General features: G+C 41.1%; 23 protein-coding genes. 8 read left to right on the top strand and 15 right to left on the bottom strand.

The window, feature by feature from the left end:
* Positions 1-9: 9 nt before the first annotated feature.
* The 4 genes from M028_RS0103165 (at position 10) to M028_RS0103150 (ending at position 3,636) form a co-directional block, all read left to right on the top strand.
* On the top strand, positions 10-912 hold the full coding sequence (locus M028_RS0103165) for a FixH family protein (protein WP_026572613.1): 903 nt from the start codon (positions 10-12) through the stop codon (positions 910-912).
* A gap of 213 nt (positions 913-1,125) precedes the next feature.
* Entirely contained in the window at positions 1,126-1,848 is a 723-nt protein-coding gene (locus M028_RS0103160; protein ID WP_026572612.1) for an ABC transporter ATP-binding protein, read from the top strand.
* On the top strand, positions 1,845-2,951 hold the full coding sequence (locus M028_RS0103155; RefSeq protein WP_026572611.1) for an ABC transporter permease: 1,107 nt from the start codon (positions 1,845-1,847) through the stop codon (positions 2,949-2,951). Before M028_RS0103160 ends, M028_RS0103155 begins: the two co-directional genes overlap by 4 nt.
* 28 nt (positions 2,952-2,979) lie before the next feature.
* The gene (locus M028_RS0103150; RefSeq protein ID WP_026572610.1) at positions 2,980-3,636 is read left to right on the top strand and encodes a TetR/AcrR family transcriptional regulator; all 657 of its coding nucleotides are present in this window, start codon (positions 2,980-2,982) and stop codon (positions 3,634-3,636) included.
* A gap of 24 nt (positions 3,637-3,660) precedes the next feature.
* On the opposite strand, the gene M028_RS0103145 is transcribed toward M028_RS0103150, so the two are convergent.
* Both M028_RS0103145 and M028_RS0103140 read right to left on the bottom strand, forming a co-directional pair.
* Positions 3,661-3,894 carry a hypothetical protein gene (locus M028_RS0103145; protein WP_026572609.1) on the bottom strand — a complete coding sequence of 78 codons (234 nt, stop codon included), beginning with the start codon at positions 3,892-3,894 and terminating at the stop codon, positions 3,661-3,663.
* Between the two features lie 155 nt (positions 3,895-4,049).
* Entirely contained in the window at positions 4,050-4,724 is a 675-nt protein-coding gene (locus tag M028_RS0103140) for a DNA alkylation repair protein (RefSeq protein ID WP_035423695.1), read from the bottom strand.
* Between the two features lie 135 nt (positions 4,725-4,859).
* On the opposite strand from M028_RS0103140, the gene M028_RS33265 reads away from it, so the two are divergent.
* Complete coding sequence (locus tag M028_RS33265) at positions 4,860-5,018, top strand: hypothetical protein (RefSeq protein ID WP_197031369.1); 159 nt, start codon at positions 4,860-4,862, stop codon at positions 5,016-5,018.
* 87 nt (positions 5,019-5,105) lie between these two features.
* On the opposite strand, the gene M028_RS0103130 is transcribed toward M028_RS33265, so the two are convergent.
* The 4 genes from M028_RS0103130 to M028_RS0103115 form a co-directional block, all read right to left on the bottom strand.
* Entirely contained in the window at positions 5,106-6,215 is a 1,110-nt protein-coding gene (locus M028_RS0103130) for a PRK06851 family protein (RefSeq protein WP_026572607.1), read from the bottom strand.
* Between the two features lie 203 nt (positions 6,216-6,418).
* Positions 6,419-6,895: a Cys-tRNA(Pro) deacylase gene (ybaK, locus tag M028_RS0103125; protein WP_026572606.1), complete on the bottom strand. Its 477-nt coding sequence runs from the start codon at positions 6,893-6,895 to the stop codon at positions 6,419-6,421.
* Positions 6,896-7,040: 145 nt separating this feature from the next.
* Positions 7,041-7,694, bottom strand: a complete 654-nt coding sequence (locus tag M028_RS0103120) for a response regulator (protein ID WP_026572605.1) — start codon at positions 7,692-7,694, stop codon at positions 7,041-7,043.
* The gene (locus M028_RS0103115) at positions 7,669-9,534 is read right to left on the bottom strand and encodes a GAF domain-containing sensor histidine kinase (protein ID WP_026572604.1); all 1,866 of its coding nucleotides are present in this window, start codon (positions 9,532-9,534) and stop codon (positions 7,669-7,671) included. Before M028_RS0103115 ends, M028_RS0103120 begins: the two co-directional genes overlap by 26 nt.
* A gap of 341 nt (positions 9,535-9,875) precedes the next feature.
* On the opposite strand from M028_RS0103115, the gene M028_RS0103110 reads away from it, so the two are divergent.
* Positions 9,876-11,675 (top strand): TIGR04190 family B12-binding domain/radical SAM domain protein, encoded by a 1,800-nt coding sequence (locus M028_RS0103110; RefSeq protein WP_231510764.1) that lies wholly within the window; start codon positions 9,876-9,878, stop codon positions 11,673-11,675.
* A 91-nt stretch (positions 11,676-11,766) separates the two neighbouring features.
* Here M028_RS0103110 and M028_RS0103105 read toward each other — a convergent pair whose 3' ends face one another.
* From M028_RS0103105 to M028_RS0103080, 6 genes are all read right to left on the bottom strand, one after another.
* Positions 11,767-12,474: an ABC transporter ATP-binding protein gene (locus M028_RS0103105; protein ID WP_026572602.1), complete on the bottom strand. Its 708-nt coding sequence runs from the start codon at positions 12,472-12,474 to the stop codon at positions 11,767-11,769.
* The gene (locus M028_RS0103100) at positions 12,474-13,256 is read right to left on the bottom strand and encodes an ABC transporter ATP-binding protein (RefSeq protein WP_026572601.1); all 783 of its coding nucleotides are present in this window, start codon (positions 13,254-13,256) and stop codon (positions 12,474-12,476) included. Before M028_RS0103100 ends, M028_RS0103105 begins: the two co-directional genes overlap by 1 nt.
* Entirely contained in the window at positions 13,253-14,206 is a 954-nt protein-coding gene (locus tag M028_RS0103095; RefSeq protein ID WP_026572600.1) for a branched-chain amino acid ABC transporter permease, read from the bottom strand. Before M028_RS0103095 ends, M028_RS0103100 begins: the two co-directional genes overlap by 4 nt.
* Before the next feature lie 14 nt (positions 14,207-14,220).
* On the bottom strand, positions 14,221-15,099 hold the full coding sequence (locus M028_RS0103090) for a branched-chain amino acid ABC transporter permease (protein ID WP_026572599.1): 879 nt from the start codon (positions 15,097-15,099) through the stop codon (positions 14,221-14,223).
* 123 nt (positions 15,100-15,222) lie between these two features.
* Positions 15,223-16,410, bottom strand: a complete 1,188-nt coding sequence (locus M028_RS0103085; RefSeq protein ID WP_026572598.1) for an ABC transporter substrate-binding protein — start codon at positions 16,408-16,410, stop codon at positions 15,223-15,225.
* Between the two features lie 298 nt (positions 16,411-16,708).
* Positions 16,709-17,911 (bottom strand): MFS transporter, encoded by a 1,203-nt coding sequence (locus M028_RS0103080; protein ID WP_026572597.1) that lies wholly within the window; start codon positions 17,909-17,911, stop codon positions 16,709-16,711.
* Positions 17,912-18,079: 168 nt separating this feature from the next.
* Here M028_RS0103080 and M028_RS32580 point away from each other — a divergent pair, with 168 nt between their 5' ends.
* Positions 18,080-18,292: a hypothetical protein gene (locus tag M028_RS32580; protein ID WP_155925433.1), complete on the top strand. Its 213-nt coding sequence runs from the start codon at positions 18,080-18,082 to the stop codon at positions 18,290-18,292.
* 26 nt (positions 18,293-18,318) lie between these two features.
* Here the strand turns inward: M028_RS32580 and M028_RS0103070 are convergent, their stop codons facing one another.
* The 3 genes from M028_RS0103070 to M028_RS0103060 form a co-directional block, all read right to left on the bottom strand.
* Entirely contained in the window at positions 18,319-20,181 is a 1,863-nt protein-coding gene (locus M028_RS0103070; protein WP_026572595.1) for an ABC transporter ATP-binding protein, read from the bottom strand.
* Positions 20,182-21,906, bottom strand: coding sequence for an ABC transporter ATP-binding protein (locus M028_RS0103065; protein ID WP_026572594.1), 1,725 nt, complete (start codon positions 21,904-21,906; stop codon positions 20,182-20,184).
* A 166-nt stretch (positions 21,907-22,072) separates the two neighbouring features.
* Entirely contained in the window at positions 22,073-22,411 is a 339-nt protein-coding gene (locus M028_RS0103060) for an ASCH domain-containing protein (RefSeq protein WP_026572593.1), read from the bottom strand.
* A gap of 197 nt (positions 22,412-22,608) precedes the next feature.
* Here M028_RS0103060 and M028_RS31855 point away from each other — a divergent pair.
* A protein-coding gene (locus M028_RS31855) for an IS3 family transposase (RefSeq protein ID WP_231510763.1) occupies positions 22,609-23,939 on the top strand; the annotation gives its coding sequence in 2 pieces (ribosomal slippage) (positions 22,609-22,981 and positions 22,981-23,939; 1,332 coding nt in all).
* Positions 23,940-23,977 lie beyond the last annotated feature (38 nt).

The following is a 23,977-nucleotide window of genomic DNA, read 5'->3' as shown; positions in this document are numbered from 1 at the left end:
AATGGGATCATGATAAAGCGGATCATGCTCGCTTTGGCTTTACTGGCTGCACTGCTGACGGGCTGCAGTTCCGGCCCTAATTATAAGATTGATATGACAAAACCGCTTTATTTCCAAAAGGACAAAGCGATGCCATTTGAAATTAAAGTTTTGGAAAACAAAAAGACAGTTAAAGGACTAAAAGTAACAGTTGAATTTTCGATGGCCAATATGGACCATGGCAGCCATAAAGCAAAACTGACAGAGGGTAAAGCAGGTACTTATGCCGGAAATATTCAGCTGGCAATGCCCGGGAAATATGAAGCCGCGTTTACGTTAGAAAAAGGCGGCGAGAAAACCGAGAAGATCATCAACCTCAATGTGAAGAAGCCGCAGGGTATTGCCTCCATTAATGGTAAATGGATTACAAATGACGATTTAGCTTTTTACCGATTTATAAACCAGCTTCAACTCGAGATTAATCGTGAGTCAGCAAAGAAACAATATAGAGGCAAGCAATTAGAGGAGGAGCTTACCTACCTAAAATCCCAGGAAAAAATGCTTGATGATAAGAACCAGCTTTTAACCCAAATCATTCGCCTGCGTTCAATGGCGATGCTGGCTGAAGAAAAGGGCCATAAAGTTGACCCTGCCAACGTAGAGCAGGAAATCCAAAAGGTTCGAAATCAATACAGCCAATACACATCTGTTAAAAGGTTAATCAAAGGGTATGGCGAGGAGAAATTTTGGACCAAGGAGCGCAAGCAATATCAATCAATCGTCCTCATCCAGCAAGTGCAGAAGGACTTAATTGCTCAGGCGAAAAAGGATAACCCCAAAGCCGGTGACCAAGAAGTTTACTACGAGGCCCAGCAAAAATACGAAGACCTCCTCGTTTCCCAGGTTAACTCACTAAAAATTGTCATCTTATAGGATTCCAAGGCATCATGTCCGCATGATGCCTTTTACCTTGTTACCTCTTTCACATGGTGCCTGGCACCTTTGTGAAATTATGAACACACCTTTTCGTTTTTCACATTTGTCGATTTTCCTCCAAATTTGTGAGTGATTACTCACTTTACATTTTTATAGAAAGAGCATATTCTATAAATGAGTGATTACTCACTTCTAAAAGGAGGAGTACAAATGACAGCCTCAATTGTTGTGAATGACGTCAGCAAAAGCTTTGGAAAAAAACAAGTCTTAAACGATGTAAGCTTAACCATTGAACCCGGCCAAATATACGGCTTAATTGGCCCTTCCGGATCGGGAAAAACCACTTTAGTAAAGATGATTGTTGGCATGGACAGCCCTACACAAGGAAATATCCGTGTATTGGGCACTCCGGTTCCGAGTCTCACACTCTTGCAGAGAATCGGTTATATGGCTCAAGCGGATGCCCTCTATAACGACCTGACTGGTGAAGAAAACCTAGCCTTTTTTGCTGCTCTTTTTAAAGTAAAAAAGCGAGAACAAAAAAAGCGGATTTCCTATGCAGCCGATCTAGTCAATCTTACCGCAGATTTAAAAAAGAAGGTCAATAAGTATTCAGGGGGAATGAAACGCCGCCTTTCACTTGCCGTGGCCTTGATTCAAGACCCAGATGTCCTGATTTTGGATGAACCAACCGTTGGAATTGACCCGGAATTGCGCTTGTCCATTTGGTCTGAACTTTACCGTTTAAAGGACGCCGGAAAGACCATTTTAGTCACAACCCATGTCATGGATGAAGCCGAAAAATGCGACCATCTGGCCATGGTCCGTGACGGAGAAATCCTTACCAGCGGCTCGCCGAAGGAATTGAAGGAACAATACGGGATTACCAGTTTAGAAGAAGTATTTTTAAAGGCAGGGGGTAAAAAATCATGAGAGTAACAGCCCTCGTAAAACGGATTTTCCGGCAGATGCTTCGTGACAAGCGGGCACTGGCATTAATGATGGTGGCCCCTTTATTAATCATGACCCTCCTCCATTATTTATTTAATGGAAACACGGTAAAGCCCCTGGTCGGTATAACAGGCGCAGACGCTTCCTTTGTAAAACAATTAAAAAGTAAGGATCTTATTGTCAAACAATATGATCACGTGAATAACCCAAAGGATACAGTCATCGACGATGATTTAGATGCCCTGCTGCAGCTGAAGGATGAAGAGTTCAATCTCACTCTTAAAAATGATGACCCTTCTGCGGCAAAACCGCTGCAAATAAAAATTCAGCAATCCATCGCTGCTGAAAATGCAAAAAAACAGGCCGAAAAACTGAAAACATTTATCAAGACTGTCCAAAGTAAGCTTCCGGGTGTGCCAATCAAACTAGATTCGGCGAAGGCCCCGGCTATCCATACTGATTATGTATATGGCAGTATGGATGCGACCTTTTTTGATAAACTCGGAGCGATCTTTGTCGGCTTCTTTGTCTTCTTTTTCGTCTTTCTGATTTCCGGGATTGCCCTGTTAAAGGAAAGAACCACCGGGACATTGGACCGGCTAATGGCCACCCCGATTCATAGAAGAGATATCGTATTTGGCTATTTACTCGGATACGGAATCTTTGCCGTCATTCAAACGGTCATTGTTGTCTTTTTTGCCGTTAAAGTTTTAGATATCATGTTGGTTGGCTCCATTTGGAATGTAATTCTCATTAATTTAACATTGGCGCTGGTCGCCTTGTCGCTTGGGATTTTATTATCCGCCTTTGCCAATTCTGAATTCCAGATGATGCAATTTATCCCGATTGTCATTGTTCCGCAAATCTTTTTTGCCGGTATTTTTCCGGTTGAGGGGATGGCAGACTGGCTGCAGGTCATTGCCAAGTGCATGCCCATGTACTATGGCGGCGATGCTTTGCAGGGCGTAATGTATCGAGGGGAAGGACTTAGGAACATTAGCGGCGACCTCTTCGTCTTACTCGGATTCGCCCTTGTCTTTATTGTCTTGAATGTATTTGCCTTGAAAAAATATCGAAAAATATAACAGTCTATAAATCCGAAGGGAGTCTACTATGTCAGAGGAAGAAGAGTTAATCCAGCAGCTGTTTGCAGAAGAAGATGAACTAACCGATAAGCAAAAGAAGATTCTCATCGCTGCAATTGAATCTTTTTCGGAAAAAGGCTATGCCGGTACTTCGACAAATGAAATTGCTAAAAAGGCGGGTGTTGCCGAGGGCACCATCTTCCGCCATTATAAAACAAAAAAGGACCTGCTCATGTCCATCGTCGCCCCGATGATGGCAAAATTGATTGGCCCCTTCATCATCAATGATTTAAATAAGGTTTTAGACCGTGAGTTTGACCAAGTAGAGGATTTTATCAGAGCCATGATGGAGAACCGCCGTGAATTTTTAAAAAAGCATATCTCGATTTTAAAAATCATGCTTCAGGAAATTCCCTTTCAGCCGGAATTAAGGGAGCAATTTTTCGAGCATGTTGCGAAAAAAACGTTTGACCGGTTCGTTAATGTCATTCAACACTACCAAGCCAAGGGGCAAATGATTGAAATGCCATCGGAAAGTGCTGCTAGGCTTGCCATTACCACCATTTTCGGCTCATTGATGGCTCAATATTTACTTTTCCCCCATGCTGAGTGGGATGATGAAGTCGAGACGGAACGAATTATCCAATTTATTATGCACGGCCTAGGAACAACAAAGGCACGCTGACTTATATGCAGCGTGCCTTTCTTTTTATTCTTCAGGTGCATTCAAGATTTTAATTGTTTTAAAACCGAGATTGATTTTGTAATTTAAATTCCAGCTCCCGCCTAGAACTTCAATCTCACTTTCCTGGAGGGAGAAGCGAAGAACTACGTCATGGTCTTCATCGATGATCACGTAAGCATTTTTATTCGAAAAAATTTGATACGATGGGTGCGAAATAATGGTCCAGCCATGTGATAATTTATTGCTTTTTGTACTCATCCTTACCCTGCCTTTTTGGTAAATTATATAACAAAGCTTGCGCCTTGTTAACACAGTCCAATTGCTTATTTTAAATTGCTAATCCGTATGCGATAAAGTTTGTCGTCGTTTTGTACGGGATTGCCTCTGCTGTTGGTATTATTGCTGACATCCCTTTATATATACTTATTCCCTTCACGGACACTTAATGGAGCCAGCTTGTGGCTTTCGATAAACTTTCTTACCGATTCCGGACTGGTTTTCGAAAATTCCCGTAAGGCCCAGCCAATTGCCTTTTGGATAAAAAACTCCTTGCTGTCGGCATTTTTTCTTATGTAATCAAAGAGAATTTCTTCCCTTGTTTCTTGTTTGTATTTCAATTGAAAAAGAATCGAGGCCCGCCGCAGCCACATATTCTCATGTACAGCCCACCCCTCAATCGTTTCACCAATTACCTCTGGAAACTTTTGAGCAATCGTTCCAACCGGCTTTGGTGCCAATGCATCAACCGAATCCCACCAAGATTTAGTAGTAATCAGCCTTTCCAAAAAAGCTATATCCTCTTTTTGCAGTTTCTTTTGTAATTTTTCGAGATACCCTAATGCCGTATATTGATACTCTCTTTCTGTTTTGCCCCAAAGCTCAAGGACAAACCCAGGATGAAACGGTTCTTTTAAAATTCCTGTTTCATGGAAAAATTGCTTTTCAATCTCTCTCCTTTGTGGTGTTTTAATCCCAAGAAAGGGAAAATGATTCTTCATGTATTTTTCCATCGGACCGGCATTTGCTCCATTGCGGCTTTTTTCAAATAAATTGGTTAATAACGCGACAGCATCCTTCAAATTTCTCATCCCCCGGCATTGCTCTTTCTTTCATTCTAAAATAGTTAGTCTAGTTATTGCCACTATTAGGAAGAAACAATCTTGCGCATAAACAATTGATCACATGCCAAACTATAGATTAGTGAATAGGAAAGGAGCTTAACTATGACAAAGAAATATAACAAAGGCAGCGGCAATCAAAATTCTCCACAGGCTGGGCATGCAGAAGCTGAATTTGCCAGTGAATTTGTCAGCGGAGACAACAGTAAGGGCAACAAAAAGAATGTAAAAAGCCAGCAAAGTAAAACAAATCCTCATCAATAAAAAGCCAGGCGGTCATCGCCTGGCTTACTGTTTTGAGGAAATATAATAGTGGCTTTTTCTGATATACAACCCTTGCTGCTCATTTTCCTATGCATTAACCTCCGCCAAGTCCCCCAGCTCATTGATCTTCTCGCGAATTTCACTTTGGATTTTTTCTACTACTGTAAAATCCATAGCGGAAACATAGATTTCCTCAAGCTCATCATGCAAATCCTTTGCCTTTGCAAGATAGGAGGTTGCTTCGGTCATTTTCGTTTTATATTTTCCAGAAATTTCAGTGATAAAATCTGCGTAAATTTCATCTGTTCCAGGTTCAATCAAAAGTTCGTACATATCAATAATTTCATCGCCATCGCGGCTTGGAAAATATTCATGCGGGGCGGTGCTGTCAAAGATGGCAATCCCAAGCTCCCTTAGAATGACCATATCCAGACTATTCGGATCAAAACCACAGTGATAAACTTCGGCATCGACCCCTCTATCTTCTGCCGCTGCCGCAAGTTTCTTCAGCATCGTTGATTTTCCGGAACCGGGCCGGCCTTTGATAAAATAACGTTTCGTAATCTCTTCGGTTAAATTCGGTACAAAATCAACAGCACCCATTGGTGTGGCCGCTCCTAAAAAGCGATGGCGAATATCGGACTTTTTATTCAATTTCATTTTTCCAAAGAAATTTTCAATGAGTTTATTCGTTAATTGATCCGCCTTTTTAAAATCCATACTTCCGATGTAAATTTTCTCCCAATCATCATGAATGTCTAATGCTTGCTTAAACGTAGCGTAGGCTGTTTGGAAGGATTCACTGATTTGATTTGTCAGGCGTTGAATTTTATTTTTATGAAAGCGAAGTTTTTGGGAATTCCACGCTTCTCCAAGATTAATATACTCTTCTACTGCCCCCGGTGCTTGCGGTTCGATCACATGAGGAGCCGTTCCATCGACAATTCCCACTTTTAATGCTGGAATGATCACACCGTCAATCGAGTTGTTATCAGAGGAGCAATGGAGGAATTCAATATTGTAGCCTTTTTCAAGCCATTCATTACCTATTTTTTTCATTAAAGAGGATTTTCCTGTTCCAGGCCCTCCTTTTAAAATAAATAAACGCTCAAGCCCCTGGAGGTTGGAATCATAAAGACTGTGAAATCCCCTGGCTGTATTGCCACCGGCGAAATAATTTTTAACTTTTCCTACCACTTAACAACACTCCCTTTATCAGCCGATAGGAAATTACCCACCTATCTGGCATTAAGTGCAACTTCGCCCCATGAACCGCTACGGATTCGCAGTCGGCGAGGTTTCTTTCTGACATTTTCACCTTATCATATGCGTGTGTCTTTTATAGGTGAATGCCTATTGGAAGGGAGGAGATTAAAATTTGATTAAAACCTATGCTTGGTTTATTTTACGAGATCAGCAAATTCGGCTTTGGCTGTTTCATGTAAATGCTCGGGCTTTAATCCAATTTGTACGCCAATTTTCCCAGCGCTGACGACCATTACTTCAAGCTGTTTTGCGGCTTCTGCAATAAAGGTTTTATATTCCTTTTTCATTCCAATCGGTGAGCAGCCGCCGCGGATGTAACCTGTCCATTTTTGGATATCCTTCACCGGAATCATTTCAATCTTTTTTTCACCGGAAACCTTTGCAGCCTTTTTTAAATCCAATTCTGCCTCAACGGGAATGACAAAGACATAGATGTTTTTCGATGCCCCTTGGGCCACGAGGGTTTTGTATACTTCTTTTGGGTCCCTGCCGATTTTATGGGCGACGGATACTCCATCGATTTTTCCGTCCTTGTTATCGTATGTATGCATTTCATATGGAATTTTCTTTGCGTCGAGAATCCGCATTGCGTTGGTTTTTACCTGTGCCATTTTCCATCATCCTTATTGTATAATTAATTCCATTATAACAAGGGATGACGTTTTGCTTAAATCCAAGGCTGTGTTATCTTGCCGATAAAATTGCAAAGCCTTTGAGTAATAAAATAAACCAGGCAATGGGGCCTGGTCTAGAGTTTTAAGGCAGCGGGACTAAATGGTTTTGTACTGCATATATAACCACTTGCGAGCGGCTTTTAACATTCAGCTTTTTAAAAATATTGCTCACATGAATCTTGACTGTTTTATCGCTGATAAACAGCTTTTGGGCAATTTCCTTATTATTCATGCCCTCCACAAGACACATCAGCACATCCTTCTCCCGTTCCGTCAGCAAAGAATCTTTACTAGAAGCCTTAATTGGCTCCTCTTCCTTAAAAGCATTAAAATTTAAAAACTTTTTCGTCATTGCAGGATGAATGACCGATTGGCCATTCGCCACTGAACGGATCGCATCAATTACATGCTGGGAGGGAGCATCCTTTAAAAGATAGCCATCAGCCCCTTCACGAATCGCCGACATAAAATACTCATCGTGAGTATACATTGTCAAAATTAACACCTTAACAGATGGAAATGACTTTTTGATGACACTTGTTGCTTCAATCCCATTTTTCTCAGGGATATTAATATCCATTAAAATAACATCCGGTGAAAATTCCGCTACCTTGGAAATGGCCTCATTGCCGTTTATTGCTTCCCCGACAACCTCCATATCCGTTTCCATCTCTAAAATATTCTTTAATCCATCTCGTAATACTGCATGATCATCGACTAGCATAAGCTTTATCACTCATCATCCCTCCTTCAATTCCCATTCTTGGAACCGTTAACGTAATTTCCGTTCCCGCCCCTTCTTTGCTGTCCACCTGCAATGTGGCCTGAATTTTTTCCGCCGCCTCATTCATATGCAGGATTCCAAAATGAGGATGATTCCGTGCCTTGATCATTGCTTGGAAAAGGGAAAAACCCTTCCCGTTATCCTTTACTTTTAAGAGAATATTCTCTTTCTGGTAACTTACTAATATATCAATTTCACTAGCCTCTGCGTGCTTAACCGCATTTTGTGTGCTTTCCTGAAAAATATCAAAAATAATCTTCTCTACCATGGGGCTCAGCTGGTACTCCGGACCGCGCTTCTCTAAATAAATCGCGAGGCTGGTTTCTTTTTGAATGGCCTCAATCTTTGTCGACATTGCCGAATGCAGCCCGACTCTTTCCGTTGGGTAGGGCCTTAGCGCATAAATGGACTCCCTTACCTCCTTCAAGCTTCCCCTTAATTTTGCGGTACTCTCTACCATTAAGCGCAGAGAGTCCTCCGGCATTTTCGTAAATTTACGATGGGCGGTTTCTAAATTCATAATCGCCCCTGCAAGCGACTGGGCTACGCCATCATGAATATCCCTGGCAATTCGGTTTCTTTCTTCTAAAATCAACCGTTTCTCCTGCTCGGCAAACAACCATTTTGTTTTAATTAATACTGCTAATTGATTGGCAAGGGTGGCTGCTGACTCCATGTCCTCTTCACTGAAGCTTTTCGTGCGGCTGCGTCCAAAGACAAACATCCCGACCAATTCTTCTTCAAAAATTAATGGAGCATATACTAATGACCGAACCTCTTTATCGAAAAAGTCCTTTGCAGGTCCGCCATCATCCTTAACATGATGGTATAACGCTAATTGTTTCATTTGATTTAGGGATTTAATCGTGTCTTCATCTAACTCCAAATCATCATTCGCTAAACCTGCAGCAAACCTTAATCTCCAAATACCATTTTGTCTTTTCCATAGAATCCAGGCATCTACCTCAATAAACTCCTGGAGATTTTCAGCCAAGAAACGAAGCCAATCCGGTGAGGCAATCTTTTTACTTAATTCAGATGAAATACTAAAAAGTGCCTTTAGCCTGGCTTTCTCCTTTTTTAATTTGGCGATGATGGAGCTTAATAACCCAATGCTCACCAATGGAGCATAAAAGAAAAAGACAGAAAAGACATCAATTTCGCCGCGATTCTGATGTCCTAGCACATTAAATAAAATCAGATATATGTAGCTAATCAAAAAACTTTTTAACTCCTGGATGGTTTTTTGCTTCCATGCCCCTAGATAATAGGCTTGCGGTCTAACTAAAAGAATAAAATCAACAATTAAATTATTAATCACGTAGAAGAAAGCCATTAACAGCGAAAAATGAATGATGCCCTGCTCGACAACTGAAATATTCTCAGAGGGAAAAAGTCTTGTGATCAAACTGCTGACCAAATAGCCTAAATAGAGGCTGCCGACAAGCTGGGCCGGATTAAAAAAAACAATTCGGAGCGGCCTTCTTTTGATAAGATTTACAAAAAAGACAACAAATGCATAACAGACAAGCGTACAGGCAATTCCATGCATGACCATTATCGCATAAACAATTGGGAAAGAAATGGTGGTATTGCCCTTCCATACCGGTAAAGGATAAAATTCAACAATAAATAAAAAAAGCACAAGGAGTCCCAAAATCAGCATCTCCCTTGGTACCGTTAACTGAAGAATTCCAAACTGGAATACTATCCACCAGCCGATGATTGATACGGCCATCAGGGAAATACGAGCAAAGTGTTCCTTTTTTTGGATCATTACAGAATGACTCATTTTTGCACTCCTTGGAGTTAATATAATTAAAAATATTCTGTCAATTATTGTAATAGATTTCCTAAGAAAAGGCAATGTCTTTCGGATAACGAAAAACCCAGACCGGCCAAATGTGAACACTAACCGATACTGGGACAAACCAATTTGAGTTTGTTTACAACTAGTATGGCCGATTCTTCCCTATATTTCTATTCAGCAAAAGAAATATTCCCCCTACTACTTTTGTAGCACACAATGCTCCAAAAACTGTCACCTGATTGTCACTCTCTAAAACAATGGATGTAGTAAACTGAAGTAAATTAGAAAACTTCCTAGATTCCTGCAGACAATTTGGATTGAGGGTGGTTGGTTTGAAATACGATTTGGTTCTTTTACATGCACCTAGTGTCTATGATTTTCGCAAAAATGCTTTACTTGCTGGACCGATTAGTGATGTTGTTCCGTCATCACCGGTTTTCGAAATGTATCCAATCGGGTTAACAAGTATCGCCGATTATTTAGAACGATATGGATTTAAAGTTCGAATCATTAATATTGCCAATCGGATGCTGATGAATCCGAGCTTTAATGTTGAAAAAAAATTGCGCAGCCTGAACACAAGAGCGTTTGGGATTGACCTGCATTGGCTGCCTCATGCCCATGGAAGCATTGAACTCGCCAAAGTGGTGAAACAACTCCATCCAGATACCCCTATCATTTTCGGCGGATTATCTGCCACCTACTACCACAAAGAATTAATTGAATATCCATTTATTGATTTCGTAATGCGCGGCGATTCGACTGAAAAGCTGATGCTCCTCCTCATGAATAAACTCGAGGCAGGGAACATCCATTACGCAGACATCCCAAACCTTACTTGGAAAAGAGACAACCAAAAGGGCATTAATCCGATTACGTATGTACCAAAGGATTTAGATGAGTTTGATGTCCCAGGATACCGCTATACGATTCGTTCCGTTTTTAAATACCGTAACTTTATGGACCCGCTTCCCTATAATGGCTGGCTGCAATACCCCAATACGGCCTTGCTTACAGCGCGGGGCTGCACGCAAAATTGCCTGATATGCGGAGGATCGCGGGATGCCTATCATGAAAACTGTAAGCGTAGCCACCTTGCGCTTAGGTCTCCCGCTAAGCTCATCGAAGACATTCAATTTATTCAACGTTTCAGCCGGGCTCCCATTTTTATTCTGCACGATATCCGTCAGGGGGGAGATGACTATGTTAATGAATTCCTACGTCTTCTGAAAAACATCCATCTAAAAAATGAAATTGTTTTTGAACTATTTCAATATGCGGATGAACATTTTTTCCAAAAGCTACAGAAAAGTGTCCCGAAATACAGTATTGAAATTACCCTTGAAACCTATGATGAAAATCTAAGACGGAACAATGGGAAGTTTAGCTGTACAAATCAGAAGGTGATCGACACATTAAATTTTGCCTTAAAGCATGGCTGTAAGAAAATTGATTTGTTTTTCATGGTAGGGATACCGGGGCAGACGTATGAAAGCGCCTTAAAAAACATCTCGTTTTGCAAGCAAATTCATCTTGCCTGCGGGCGAGACCCAAGGCTGTTTTATTTTGTAGCACCGCTCGCTCCTTTTTTAGACCCGGCAAGCCCTGCTTTTGAGCATCCAGAAAGGTACGGTTACAAAAAGCTTTGTCATACGTTTGAGGACCACCGCAAGGCGATCACTCAGCCATCATGGAAGCATATGCTGAGCTATGAAACCAATGAGATGACGAGGGATGACATCGTTGCCGCAACGTACGCTGCGGCCCACCAACTCAATGAGTTTAAATTGAAATATGCCCTTATTGACGGAGCAGCCTATTGCGATATTAAGCGGAAAATTGTGCAATCTTTAAACTATATTGGAAAAATTGATCAAATCCTTAAACTGCCTGATGAGCTGCAAGCAGCAGAGTTTGCAAAACTAAAAAAAGAAATAGAGGAATTAAATCATTATAGTATTTGCGGGAAGAATGAATTGAAATGGGAAGTTCAAAAGAATTATGCCAATATTTTTTCACTTGTCTCTGTCGGGATCGAGCAGCTGTGTGAGGATTATGCGATTAAAATCAGACATCAATTGAGCCCGAAACTAAGGGAGCAAGTGAATCTGGATTTAGAATAAAGAAAACTCGCCGATTGGCGAGCCCCTAAGGGCGGTTCATGAGCACTTATGCGCAGGAAGAAAAGGTACTGGGGGTTGCCCAATACCTTTTCTAATGCCCCCCAAGGTAGGCTGATTTAATTTGGTCACTTGCCGTGAGTTCTTCTGCAGAACCTGATGCAACAATTTTCCCTGTTTCAATGACATAGGCACGGTCAGCGATTGATAAGGCCATATTGGCGTTTTGTTCAATCAAGAGAATCGTTGTGCCTGTTTTATTTATTTCCTCGATAATATTAAAAATTGTTTTGACTAGAAGAGGTGCAAGCCCCATTGATGGTTCATCCAATAACAACAGCTTTGGACGAGCCATTAATGCACGCCCCATTGCGAGCATTTGCTGCTCGCCGCCGGATAATGTTCCAGATAATTGCTTGCGGCGTTCATGAAGGCGCGGGAACAACTGATACACCTTATCGAAGTCCTCGCGAATTCCTTGCTTATCATTTCGAAGATAGGCACCTAATTCAAGATTTTCCTCCACCGACATATTTGCAAACACACGGCGTCCTTCCGGAACATGGGATAATCCCATTTTTACGATGGACTGGGCCACTTTACCGGCAATTGGCTTTCCTTCAAATAGGATTTCACCATTCTTCGGTTTTAGTAAACCCGAAATCGTTTTTAATAGTGTACTCTTTCCGGCACCGTTCGCCCCAATCAAAGTAACAATTTCCCCCTGGTTGATTTCAAGAGAAACACCTTTTAACGCATGAATATTACCATAGTATACATTGATATCATTAATAGTTAACATTATGAAATGACCTCCTCGCCGAGGTATGCTTTGATGACTTTTGGATTATTTCTGATTTCCTCAGGAGTTCCTTCTGCAATAAGTTGGCCGGAATCTAGTACATAGATTCGTTCACATACGCCCATGACCAGTCCCATATCGTGTTCAATCAACAAAATCGTTAAGGAGAAACGCTCACGGATTAACGCGATTAGATTCATCAATTCCTCTGTTTCCTGGGGATTCATCCCGGCTGCCGGCTCATCTAAAAGCAGCAACTTAGGGTTGGCCGCAAGGGCACGCGCAATCTCCAGGCGGCGCTGCTGACCATAAGGAAGATTTTTCGCCTTTTCATGCATAAATCCTTCCAGGTTAAAAATCTTTAAGAATTCAATCGCCTTTTCCTCCATTTCCTTCTCACCGGAAAAATGAGGCGGAAGACGGAAAATTGAGCTTAACATCGAATGCTTAGCAAGCGAATGATAGGCTACCTTAACATTATCAAGCACAGATAATTCACTAAATAAACGAATATTTTGGAAGGTACGGCTGATTCCCTTTTTGGTTATTTTATAGGGAGCCAAACCATTTAATTTTTCCCCGTCTAAAGAAATACTTCCTTCTGTTGGTACATAAACCCCTGTTAAGAGGTTAAAAAAAGTTGTTTTTCCAGCGCCGTTTGGTCCAATTAATCCGACAAGCTCGCCTTGGTTTAATTCAAGGTTAACATCGGAAACAGCCTTTAAGCCGCCAAATCGGATTCCAGCATTGTCTACTTTAAGTAACGGTGCATTTGCATTCATCCTTTTACTCCTCCTTTAACGGATTTACCACCTTTAAAGAATGAGGTTATTTCTTTTGTTCCTAACAATCCTTGTGGACGGTAAAGCATCATGATCACTAAAACTAAGCTGTATACAATCATCCGAACTTCAGGGAATCCCTGCAAGAACGTAGAGATAATCGTAAGTAAAATCGCGGCAATAACTGCACCGGACATACTTCCTAATCCGCCAAGTACAACGAAAATCAAGATATCAAAGGATTTCAAAAAGCCAAAGTTCGTTGGCTGGATAATATAGAAGTTATGAGCATACAATGCACCGGCAACCCCTGCGAAAAAAGCACCAATGGCAAATGCTGCAACCTTATAGTATGTCGTATTGATTCCCATCGCATCGGCAGCTATTTCATTTTCACGAATCGAAATACAAGCACGTCCGTGTGTTGAATTCGTAAAGTTTACAATTACTACAATGGTTAAAATTACACAGCCTATAAGCCATGGCCATGTAGTGAGATGGGATACGGTCATCCCGCTCGCACCACCGACATAGTCGATATTTAATAAAACAATCCGGACAATTTCCCCAAAGCCAAGTGTCGCAATCGCTAAATAGTCTCCCTTAAGTCTTAGGGTTGGAATACCTATGATTAGACCGGTAATCGCTGCGCCTATTCCTCCCGCTAAAATCGCTACCGGGAAGGGGAGACCTAGTTTCATTGTCACAATCGCTGATGCATATGCACCAACTGCAAGGAACCCGGCATGTCCAATCGAAAACTGGCCGGTAATTCCGATAATTAAATGTAAACTTGCTGCTAATATAATATTAATTCCAATGAAAAACAAAGTGTTTACATAAAACTGATTCAGTGTTCCACCATTAATTAAAACTTGGATTACAACTGAAAAAACAACGGCTAAAACGATTGAACTCCAGAAGCCTTTTGTATGTTTAATTGTATTCAACGCTTAGCCACCCCCTATACCTTTTCCCTGACATTTTTACCAAATAGCCCTGCTGGACGAAAAATTAAGATTAAAATAAGCACAACAAAGGCAACGCCATCGCGCCATAAGGAGAAACCTAACGCACTGACAAGTGATTCGATTACACCCAAGACAAGACCGCCGGCCATTGCACCCGGGATGATTCCAATTCCGCCTAATACAGCCGCTACGAAGGCTTTCAAACCCGGGATAATTCCCATCAACGGTTCAATTTTTGTATAGTACATCCCAAAGATTACACCTGCTGCACCTGCAAGGGCAGATCCAATTGCAAAAGTTGCCGAAATTGTGTTGTTTACATTTATACCCATTAACCGCGCTGCATCCATATCGTGTGAAACAGCACGCATTGCTTTCCCAATTTTAGTTTTCTTAACGATAAATTGTAGTAAGATCATTAAGAAAATAGATGTAGCTAAGATCAGTAAGGACTGGCCGCTAATTTTCACGCCAAATACTTCTAAACTTTTAAAAGGAACAAGATTGTCAGGATAGGCAGCTGGCTGCGCACCTCTAATATAAATCATTCCATACTCAATAAATAATGATACACCGATTGCCGTAATAAGAGCAGCAATTCTTGTTGCATTTCTTAAAGGTTTATAAGCAATTCTTTCAATTAGAACTCCAAAGATTGCACAAACTACCATTGATATAATTAAAGCAAGGAAAAAATTCAAATGAAGAAATGTGATTGAATAAAAGCCGATAAAGGCCCCCACCATGAAGACATCTCCATGGGCAAAGTTGATTAATTTTACAATACCGTAAACCATTGTATACCCTAAGGCAATTAAAGCATAGATACTGCCCAAGGAAATACCGTTGACTAACTGCTGTATTATTTCCATGTATTACACTCCTTTTAAAAGGACTTTCCACTTCAAAAACGCATTTAAGCTGAATCTATCAAATTCAAGTCTATTAAATTGGAATAGGGAGACATGAATCTCCCTATTCATTTTCGTTTCATCTTATTGAGGATTTACCTTTGATTTAAATGTTTGTTTACCATCTTTGTACTCAAGAATGACAGCTGATTTGATTGGATCATGGTTCTTGTCAAGCTTCATTGATCCTGTTACAAGTGATAAATCGCTTGTTTCAGCAAGAGCCTTTTGGATTTTTTGCGGGTCACCAGAACCTGCACGCTTAATTGCATCTGCGATAAAGTAAGCTGAGTCATAGCCTAAAGCGTTGAAAGCATCTGGAGTTTTTCCATTATACTTTGCTTCGAATGCTTTTACGAACTCTTGTACTTTTGCATCTGAATCGCCAGAAGAGTAGTGGTTGGTAATGTAAGTGTTATTTAATGCCTTAGCACCAGCAATTTCTACTAGTTTAGGAGAATCCCAGCCGTCAGCACCCATCATTGGTACATTTAGACCAATTTCACGCGCTTGCTTCACGATTAAGCCTACTTCTTCATAATATCCAGGGATAAATACAAAGTCAGGGTTTTTCGCTTTGATACGAGTTAAGGTAGCATGGAAATCAGTATCTTTTGCAACATACGCTTCTTCAGATACAACATTGCCGCCATTTTTCTTAAAGAAATCTTTGAAAGAAGCCGCTAAACCTTTTGCATAGTCACTTGAGCTATCAATAAGGACTGCTGCATTCTTCACTTTTAATTCATTGGAAGCGAAGTTAGCCGCTACTGTACCTTGGAATGGGTCAATGAAACAAGTACGGAATACATAATCATTTAATTTTCCATCTTTAACAGTTACCGTTGGGTTTGTTCCTGTTGGAGTCAAAATTGGCACTTTATTATCATTAGCAATTTGTACTTGTGCAAGGGTGTCTGTACTTGTTGCTGCACCAATAACCGCTGATACTTTATCTTGTGTAATTAATTTGATGGCGCCGTTCGTTGCTTCAGCAGCATCTGATTTGTTATCAACACTTACTAGCTGTAATTTTTTGCCGTCAATTCCTTTTTTGTTGATTTCGCTGATGGCAAGATCAACACCTTCTTTAATCGATTGGCCGTAAGAAGCAACGCCGCCGGATAATTCAAGGTTGGCCCCGATTTTAATCGTTTTGCTGTCACTGCTTGAAGCATTGCCGCTTGTTGATGAACTGCTGCTGCAGCCCGCCATTACACTAGCTGCAACTAAAAAAGATGCAACTACACCTGCTACTTTCCTCTTTTTCATGGTATACCCCCTGCTAGATAATTTTTCCAATAATTTTCTTATTGTTTCTAAAACAATTAATATTCTGAAAACATTGTACAAAATTATTTTCCTTTCGTCTAGTACTATTGTCCGTTATTTTAAAATAATTTTTAAAATAATAAATATTTCAGACTAACCTTTGTCCATTGCGATTTTCGCGCTGTGAAGCGTTAAAATTTATACGAAATACAAAAATAAGTCATTTCAAAAATATTTTTCAAAAAAAGGGTGAAAAAAAAGAGAACTCATGAAATGGAATTCTCTTTTTGTGAAAAAATTATTCTAATACTTTACTTTTCGTTTCTTTTCCTAGAAATACGACCGCAGCCGCCCCTACTAGTATGGTAATACAAAAAATAGTGAAAATCAGGGAAACGGACGCCTTTCCTGCCACCAGATAGCCGACCAACAGCGGTCCAAGCACCCCTCCGATTCGACCAAAGGATGCTGCCATCCCCGTACCGGTACCACGGATAATGGTTGGATACTGTTCTGGTGTATAAGCGTAAAGTCCGCCCCATGCACCTAAATTAAAGAAGGATAACAGAATCCCTGAGATCATCAGTAATGCTGTTGTATCCGCATTTCCAAAGAAATAGGCGCTGATCGCCGTTCCGGTTAAATAGACAGCCAAGACAAATTTCCGGCCAAATTTTTCAATAAACCATGCGGCGGTAAAATAACCTGGCAGCTGGGCAAGAGTCATAATCAGCACATATTCGAAGCTTTTAATTAAACTAAAGCCTTTCATGACCATTACACTTGGAAGCCACAGGAACATTCCATAATAGGAAAAAACGACACAGAACCAGACAACCCAGAGCATTGTAGTTTGGGGGCCATATTCCTTGGAAAATAACTTTGCCATGCTTTGAAATACGGAAACTTTCTCTTGTCTTTTCACTTCGGTGAAACGTGGAGAATCCGGTAAGCCCATGCGTAAATAGAGAGTATAAATAGCAGGAATTGCACTAATCAGTAATGCTACCTGCCATCCAAATTTCGGAATGACAAAATAGGAAATAACCGCAGCCACCAACCAGCCGACTGCCCAGAAGCTTTCAAGCAGTACAACAATTCTCCCGCGCTTTTCAACGGGAACACTTTCCGAAACAAGAGTGGAGGCCACCGGAAGCTCGCCGCCAAGACCCATTCCAATGAAAAACCTCAAGACCAAAAACATGGTGATTGTTGTCGTAAAGGCGGATGCACCACTGCCAATTGAAAATAATAATAGCGTGATGATAAAAACACTTTTCCTGCCCACCCGATCCGCCATTAATCCAAAAATAAGGGCGCCGACTGCCATACCGATGGAATTGATACTGCCAATCCAGCCCATTTGCTCCGCAGATAAATTCCATTCTACTTTTAGGGCAGCGATAATGAAGGAAAGCATCCCCACATCCATGGCATCAAACATCCAACCTGTACCGGCAATGGTCAGCAATTTTCGGCTGGAGACATCCTTGTTTTTCATTGCAGCGCCTCTGTTAAAAACATCCTGCTCGTTAATCATTTGGACCCTCCTGATCTAAATATATTTTTACTATTTCCAATACCTCATTCTTTTAATAAGTCCAACTGTATTCTAACAGGTGTCTTTACAGTAGTCACTACATTTTTTAAGAAAATGATTGATGCTTCATTGGAAACGTACGCTGTGGGCGCTTTTAAAATAAAGGCTGTGTTAAACTTGGATGTTGATTTCCGCTCCAGGATGCTCGCTTTCCGCGGGGCGGGCGGTGAGCCTCCTCGGCGCTTTAGCGCCTGTGGGGTCTCACCTGTCCCGCTGCTCCCGCAGGAGTCTCGCACCTTCCGCTCCAATCAACTTTGTTTAAAAATCAACATTGTTCTTTAAAAAAGCCAAAATAAAAAGGAGCACTGTTAGTCCAGTGCCCCCTCAATATTTTTAAATTGATTGAAAAACATATGATAGTATCTTCCGTTTTGCTTCATTAATTCATCGTGGCTGCCTTTTTCAATAATTTGTCCTTGATCAATCACCATAATGGTATCAGCGTCACGAATCGTATTTAAGCGGTGGGCGATGATGAAGCTTGTGCGGTTCTCCATTAACGTTAACAGTGCTTCCTGAATATGAAGCTCAGTACGAGTATCGATACTCGAGGTTGCCTCATCCAATATTAACAGGGAAGGTTTCGCTAATATCACCCTGGCAATTGCAAGAAGCTGGCGTTGGCCTTGACTTAAATTACCGCCATTTTCCGCAAGCACCGTATCATATTGCTTAGGCAGACGTCTGATAAAGCCATCAGCATTGGCCATCCGTGCGGCTGCCGCCACCTCATCATCCGTCGCATCCGGTTTTCCATATTTGATATTTTCCTTAATCGTCCCTGAGAATAAATAGGTATCCTGAAGCACAAAACCAAAGCATCGCCGCAGGCTATCCCTCGTATATTCGCGGATATCCCGGCCATTCAGTAAAATCCGGCCACTCGTCACATCGTAAAACCGCGTTAACAGGTTCACCACCGTCGTTTTTCCTGCACCCGTCGGCCCGACAAGTGCCGTACTGCTGCCCTCAGGTGATACAAAATGAACATTTTTTAAAATCGGGACATCCTGCCGATAGCCAAAGCTGACATTTTCAAAAACAACATGGCCCTTCGGATGAACTAATTCCACTGCATCAGGCATATCCTCTGGCTCTTCCTGTTCATCGAGAACTTCAAAAACCCGCTCTGCACCTGCAACACCAGACTGCAGGATATTAAAAATATTGGCGAGATCATTCAGCGGACGGACAAATTGCCGGGAATACGTGATAAAGCTGGCAATTGCACCAATGGTAATCAAGCTTTTAACGGCAAGAATTCCCCCAACAACCGCTACAAGAGTAAAACCTAAATTGTTGATTACGTTCATAATCGGCATCAAAAATCCCGAGAAAATTTGCGCCTTAAGGCCGACCTCACGGAGCTTCGTATTCACTGCATCAAACTCCTCGATGACCTTATCCTCATGATTAAAGGCCTTTACAACATGTAGACCAGATATGGTCTCCTCAATATGGCCATTTAATTTTCCTAACTGGATCTGCTGTTCCTTAAATAACACACTTGTCTTTTTGGCAATCGTTTTGGTGAGCAAAAAAACTAACGGAACCGTTATTAAACTCACCAAGGTCAAAATCGGGCTCAAAACCAGCATCATGATTAAGGACCCAATAATGACAATTGCCCCGGACATAAGCTGAGTCGTTGATTGAGAAATTGTGTTGCTGACATTATCAACATCATTGGACAATCTGCTCATTAATTCTCCGTGTGTTCTTGTGTCAAAAAACGCAACGGGCAGCTTTTGCAGCTTTCTAAAAAGAGCATCCCTAAGGCTTTTGACTATCCGCTGTGATACCCCCGCCATCAACCAGCCCTGTAAAAAGGTTAAAACTGCATCGGCGACATATGCAGAGGTTAGAATAATGACGGTATTTTCTAACAATCCAAAATCAACCCTGCTATGAAGGCTCATCGCATCAATTGCTCTTCCGATTAGGTAAGGGGCAATTAATGTAAGGACAGAATCAATCACAATAAGTAAAAAAATGAAGGAAAGCATTTTCCTTTCCCTGCCTACATAGTGCCATAACCGCTTCAGTGTTCCCTTAAAATTCTTTGGCTTTACAACGGGTCCTCTACGATGGGCACCGCCAAAGCCGCCGGGTCGTCCTCCTGGTCCGGGAAGCGGCGGGGTGGGACGTGATTGTTCTGTTTCCTTCGCCATCTACTCCACCTCCTTGCCAATCTGCGATTGGAAGATTTCCTGATAGACTTTGCATTCATGAATCAGTTCTTCATGTGTTCCGATTCCAACTACCTTACCTTGATCCATCACAACAATTTTATCGGCATCGATAATAGAAGTAATCCGCTGGGCAATTAGCAGACAGGTGAGACCTTTTGCGTATTTTTTCAAGGACTCCTTTATTTTTGCCTCTGTCGCCACATCAACAGCGCTCGTACTATCATCCAAAATAAGAATTTCCGGTTTCTTAATTAATGCCCTGGCAATAGATATACGCTGTTTTTGTCCACCGGAGAAATTCACGCCGCCCTGGCCAATGGTGGTTTGGTAACCTTCTGGAGACGCCGATATAAAATCATGGGAACCGGCAATCACAGCTGCCGCTTCAATTTCCTCGTCAGTGGCATCCTCTTTACCCCATTTAATATTTTCAGCAACACTGCCGGTAAAGAGAATCGTCTTTTGCGGCACAATTGCGATTTTTTCTCTCAATCTTTTTGGATCAACCTCGTTAACATTTTCTCCATCTACCTTGATGGTCCCGGAGCTGACATCATAAAAGCGTGGGATCAGGCCGACAAGCGTACTTTTTCCCGATCCGGTCGAACCTATAATCCCAACGGTCTCCCCAGGCAGGAAGGTAAGATTAATATCTTTTAAAATAGGTTCATTTGTTCCTTCATATGAAAATGAGACGTTTTCAAAGTCAATTCTGCCTTTTTCTATTGGATTTTCGTTCACTTCGTCCTTCCAGGTCTGGAAGTCTTCCTGCTGAAATACCTCGCCAATCCTTCCAGCTGAGGCCTTGGCACGGACGAACATATTAAATACCATGGAGATCATCATCAATGAAAATAAAATTTGTGTCATATAGTTGGTAAATGCAATAATATGACCGACTTGTATATGGCCTGATTCGACTCCTAATCCTCCCAGCCAGAGAACCGCGACAATCCCCAGATTTACCGTCAGCATGATAGATGGGCCGAAAATAGACATTAGTCTTGTCGCTGAAATCGATTGGTCCTGAAATTGATGATTGGCCTTTGTGAATTTAGCAATTTCTACATCCATTCGATTGAAGGCTTTTACCACGCGGACTCCTGATAGATATTCCCGCATTACACTGTTCACCCGGTCTAATGCCTTTTGCACCTTGGTGAATAGCGGGAATCCGAGCCTCATATTCATCACAATCAACACTCCAACGATTGGTACCACAACAGCAAGGACCACCGTGAGGCGAAGATTTAACCGTGAGGCCATAATTAATCCGCCAATGGCAAGGAGGGGTGCTTTTACGAACATCCGCATTAGCCCGTTTACAAATATTTGGACTTGGTTCACGTCATTAGTCAGTCTGGTGATTAACGACGCGCGGTCAAAACGGTCAATGTTTTTAAAGGATAGTTGCTGGATTTTTTTAAATAAATCCGACCGGAGTTCAGCGCCAAAATTTTGTGAAACTGTACTGGCCACGATGCTTCTCGTGGAGGCAGACACCGCACCAAAAGCCGTAACCAGCAGCATAATGCCGCCCATTTTTAATACGTAATGGATATCGCGTTTGGCAACACCGACGTCAATGATTTTGGACATAATGGTCGGCTGCAGCAGGTCACATATGGCTTCGAAGGTTAGAAATAATACGGCGGTTAAAAAGAGTTTCCAATACTTCCTTATATATTTGCCTAAAAATTTCACGACATTGTTCACCTCTAATTGCTGGAAATGTAGGAAGTATCAAATTTAGATATGTTTATTATAATGAGGCCACGGGTTGTTAAACAAATTTTAGGACTTACTATTATTCAAATAAAAAAACAACACTCCGCGTATACGGAATGTTGCTTCGTTTTTTAGTATGTACTTATTCTGCAGGGCGGAATTCATGAACCCAGACGCGCATTTGTGGAAGCCATGGCATTCCTGGATGCATCGAAAGAATCGATTGCTTATAATCTTCTAAGGAATTGAAGCCCTCGCGGCGTGCATCGTCATCAGTTAATTCACCTAGAGATTGCGAGTAGACCTTTTCGACGACAAATTGACGTCCCTCTAGTGTCATGATTTCCCCTGGATCTGCATAACGTCCGTTACGGCGCGTTGCTGTTTTTTCTCCTGAGAGTACTTTTTGTACGTCTTCCGCTACCGTTATCATGCGGTCAATTGTACATGTCTTTGGTGGTAATGCATTGTTTTCTGTCATATCATTTCCTCCTTGCATAGATTATTTTTCCATTTTAGCATTATTGAAACCATAAGAAAAGTTCATGCCTAAAATCTCAATAAAAAGGCGGAACCAATGTAAAATGTACCCTATAGAATAGACACTTTGAAAAAAGGTCTCTCTATAGGGTACTTTTTTGTATAATTAATAAAAATAATCTATATTGGGGAAGTTTTATGTCTAAGAAAGTTTTTACAGAGAAAGAGATTGCAATATTATCTAGGAATCCATATGTAAAATCGGTTAGTTCAAAGGGTATTACCTATTCTGATGAATTTAAGCAACTTTTTATTTCGGAACATCATAAAGGAAAGTTTCCAAGAGAGATTTTTGAGGAAGCGGGATTTGATGTTAATATTTTAGGGGTAAAAAGAATTAAATCGTCTTCTGAGCGTTGGAGAAAAGCCTATGAAAAAGAAGGTGTCTTAGGTCTTAAAGACAGTCGTGGTGAAAACTTAGGCAGACCTCGAATTAATGAACTGTCGCTTGAAGAACAAAACGCTAGGTTAGAGGCACAAATTAACCTTTTGAAGGCTGAGAATGAACTTTTAAAAAAGATTCGTATGGCAGAAAGGGGGCTGATAAAGTAAAAGTCCCAGCTAGCCAGAAATTCATTCTGATTGACTCAGTTATTGAAAAATTCCATCTAAAACATATGGTGAAATACCTTTGTAAGATATCTGGTGTTTCACGTAGTGGTTATTATAACTATTTCTCACAGAAGTCTAGAGACCAAAGAAAACGCAAAGGTGAAAAGGATGCAGCGGCAAAGGAATTGATTTTAAAAGCATTTCACTTTAAAGGTCGTTTGAAAGGGGCACGTCAAATCAAAATGACATTGGCGGGTCAATTTCAGTGTGTCTACAATTTGAAACGAATCCGAAGAATTATGAAAAAACACGGTATCATCTGCCCTATTAGAAAAGCAAATCCATACAAAAGAATGATGAAAGCAACACAAGAACATCGTGTAGTGCCAAACCTGTTAAACCGTCAATTTAAGCAGGAGATTCCTGGCAAAATACTACTTACCGATATCACTTATCTAAATTATCAGAATGGACAAAGAGCTTACTTATCAGTTATTAAGGACGGATCAACGGGGCAAATCCTGGCTAAACATATATCAGACCGTATCACTATGGAACTAGCCACTAACACTTTACACAAGCTAAAAAAAAATCGAAACTTTAAGAAAGCAAAAGATGCCTTGATCCATTCAGACCAAGGGACTCACTATACCCACCCTGATTTCCAAAAGCTCGTCAAGAAACTAGGGATACGTCAGTCCATGTCCAGACGAGGGAACTGTTGGGACAACGCACCAATAGAATCATTCTTTGGTCACCTTAAAGACGAGGCCAAAATAAAGTCATGTAAAACTTTAGATGAACTAAAACGAGAAATAAACAAGTATATTACTTACTATAATCATAACAGGTATCAATGGAACCTAAAAAAGATGACCCCTGTTCAATACAGAGATCATCTTCTTCAAGTTGCCTGACCTTTTTTTAAAATGTCCTTTACAAAGGGTACACATTA

The organism is Bacillus sp. UNC438CL73TsuS30 (genome assembly GCF_000482325.1).
Taxonomy (GTDB): domain Bacteria; phylum Bacillota; class Bacilli; order Bacillales; family Cytobacillaceae; genus Neobacillus.
Note: the sequence above shows the minus strand (reverse complement) of the source record. Positions and strands in the feature narration are given on the sequence as shown.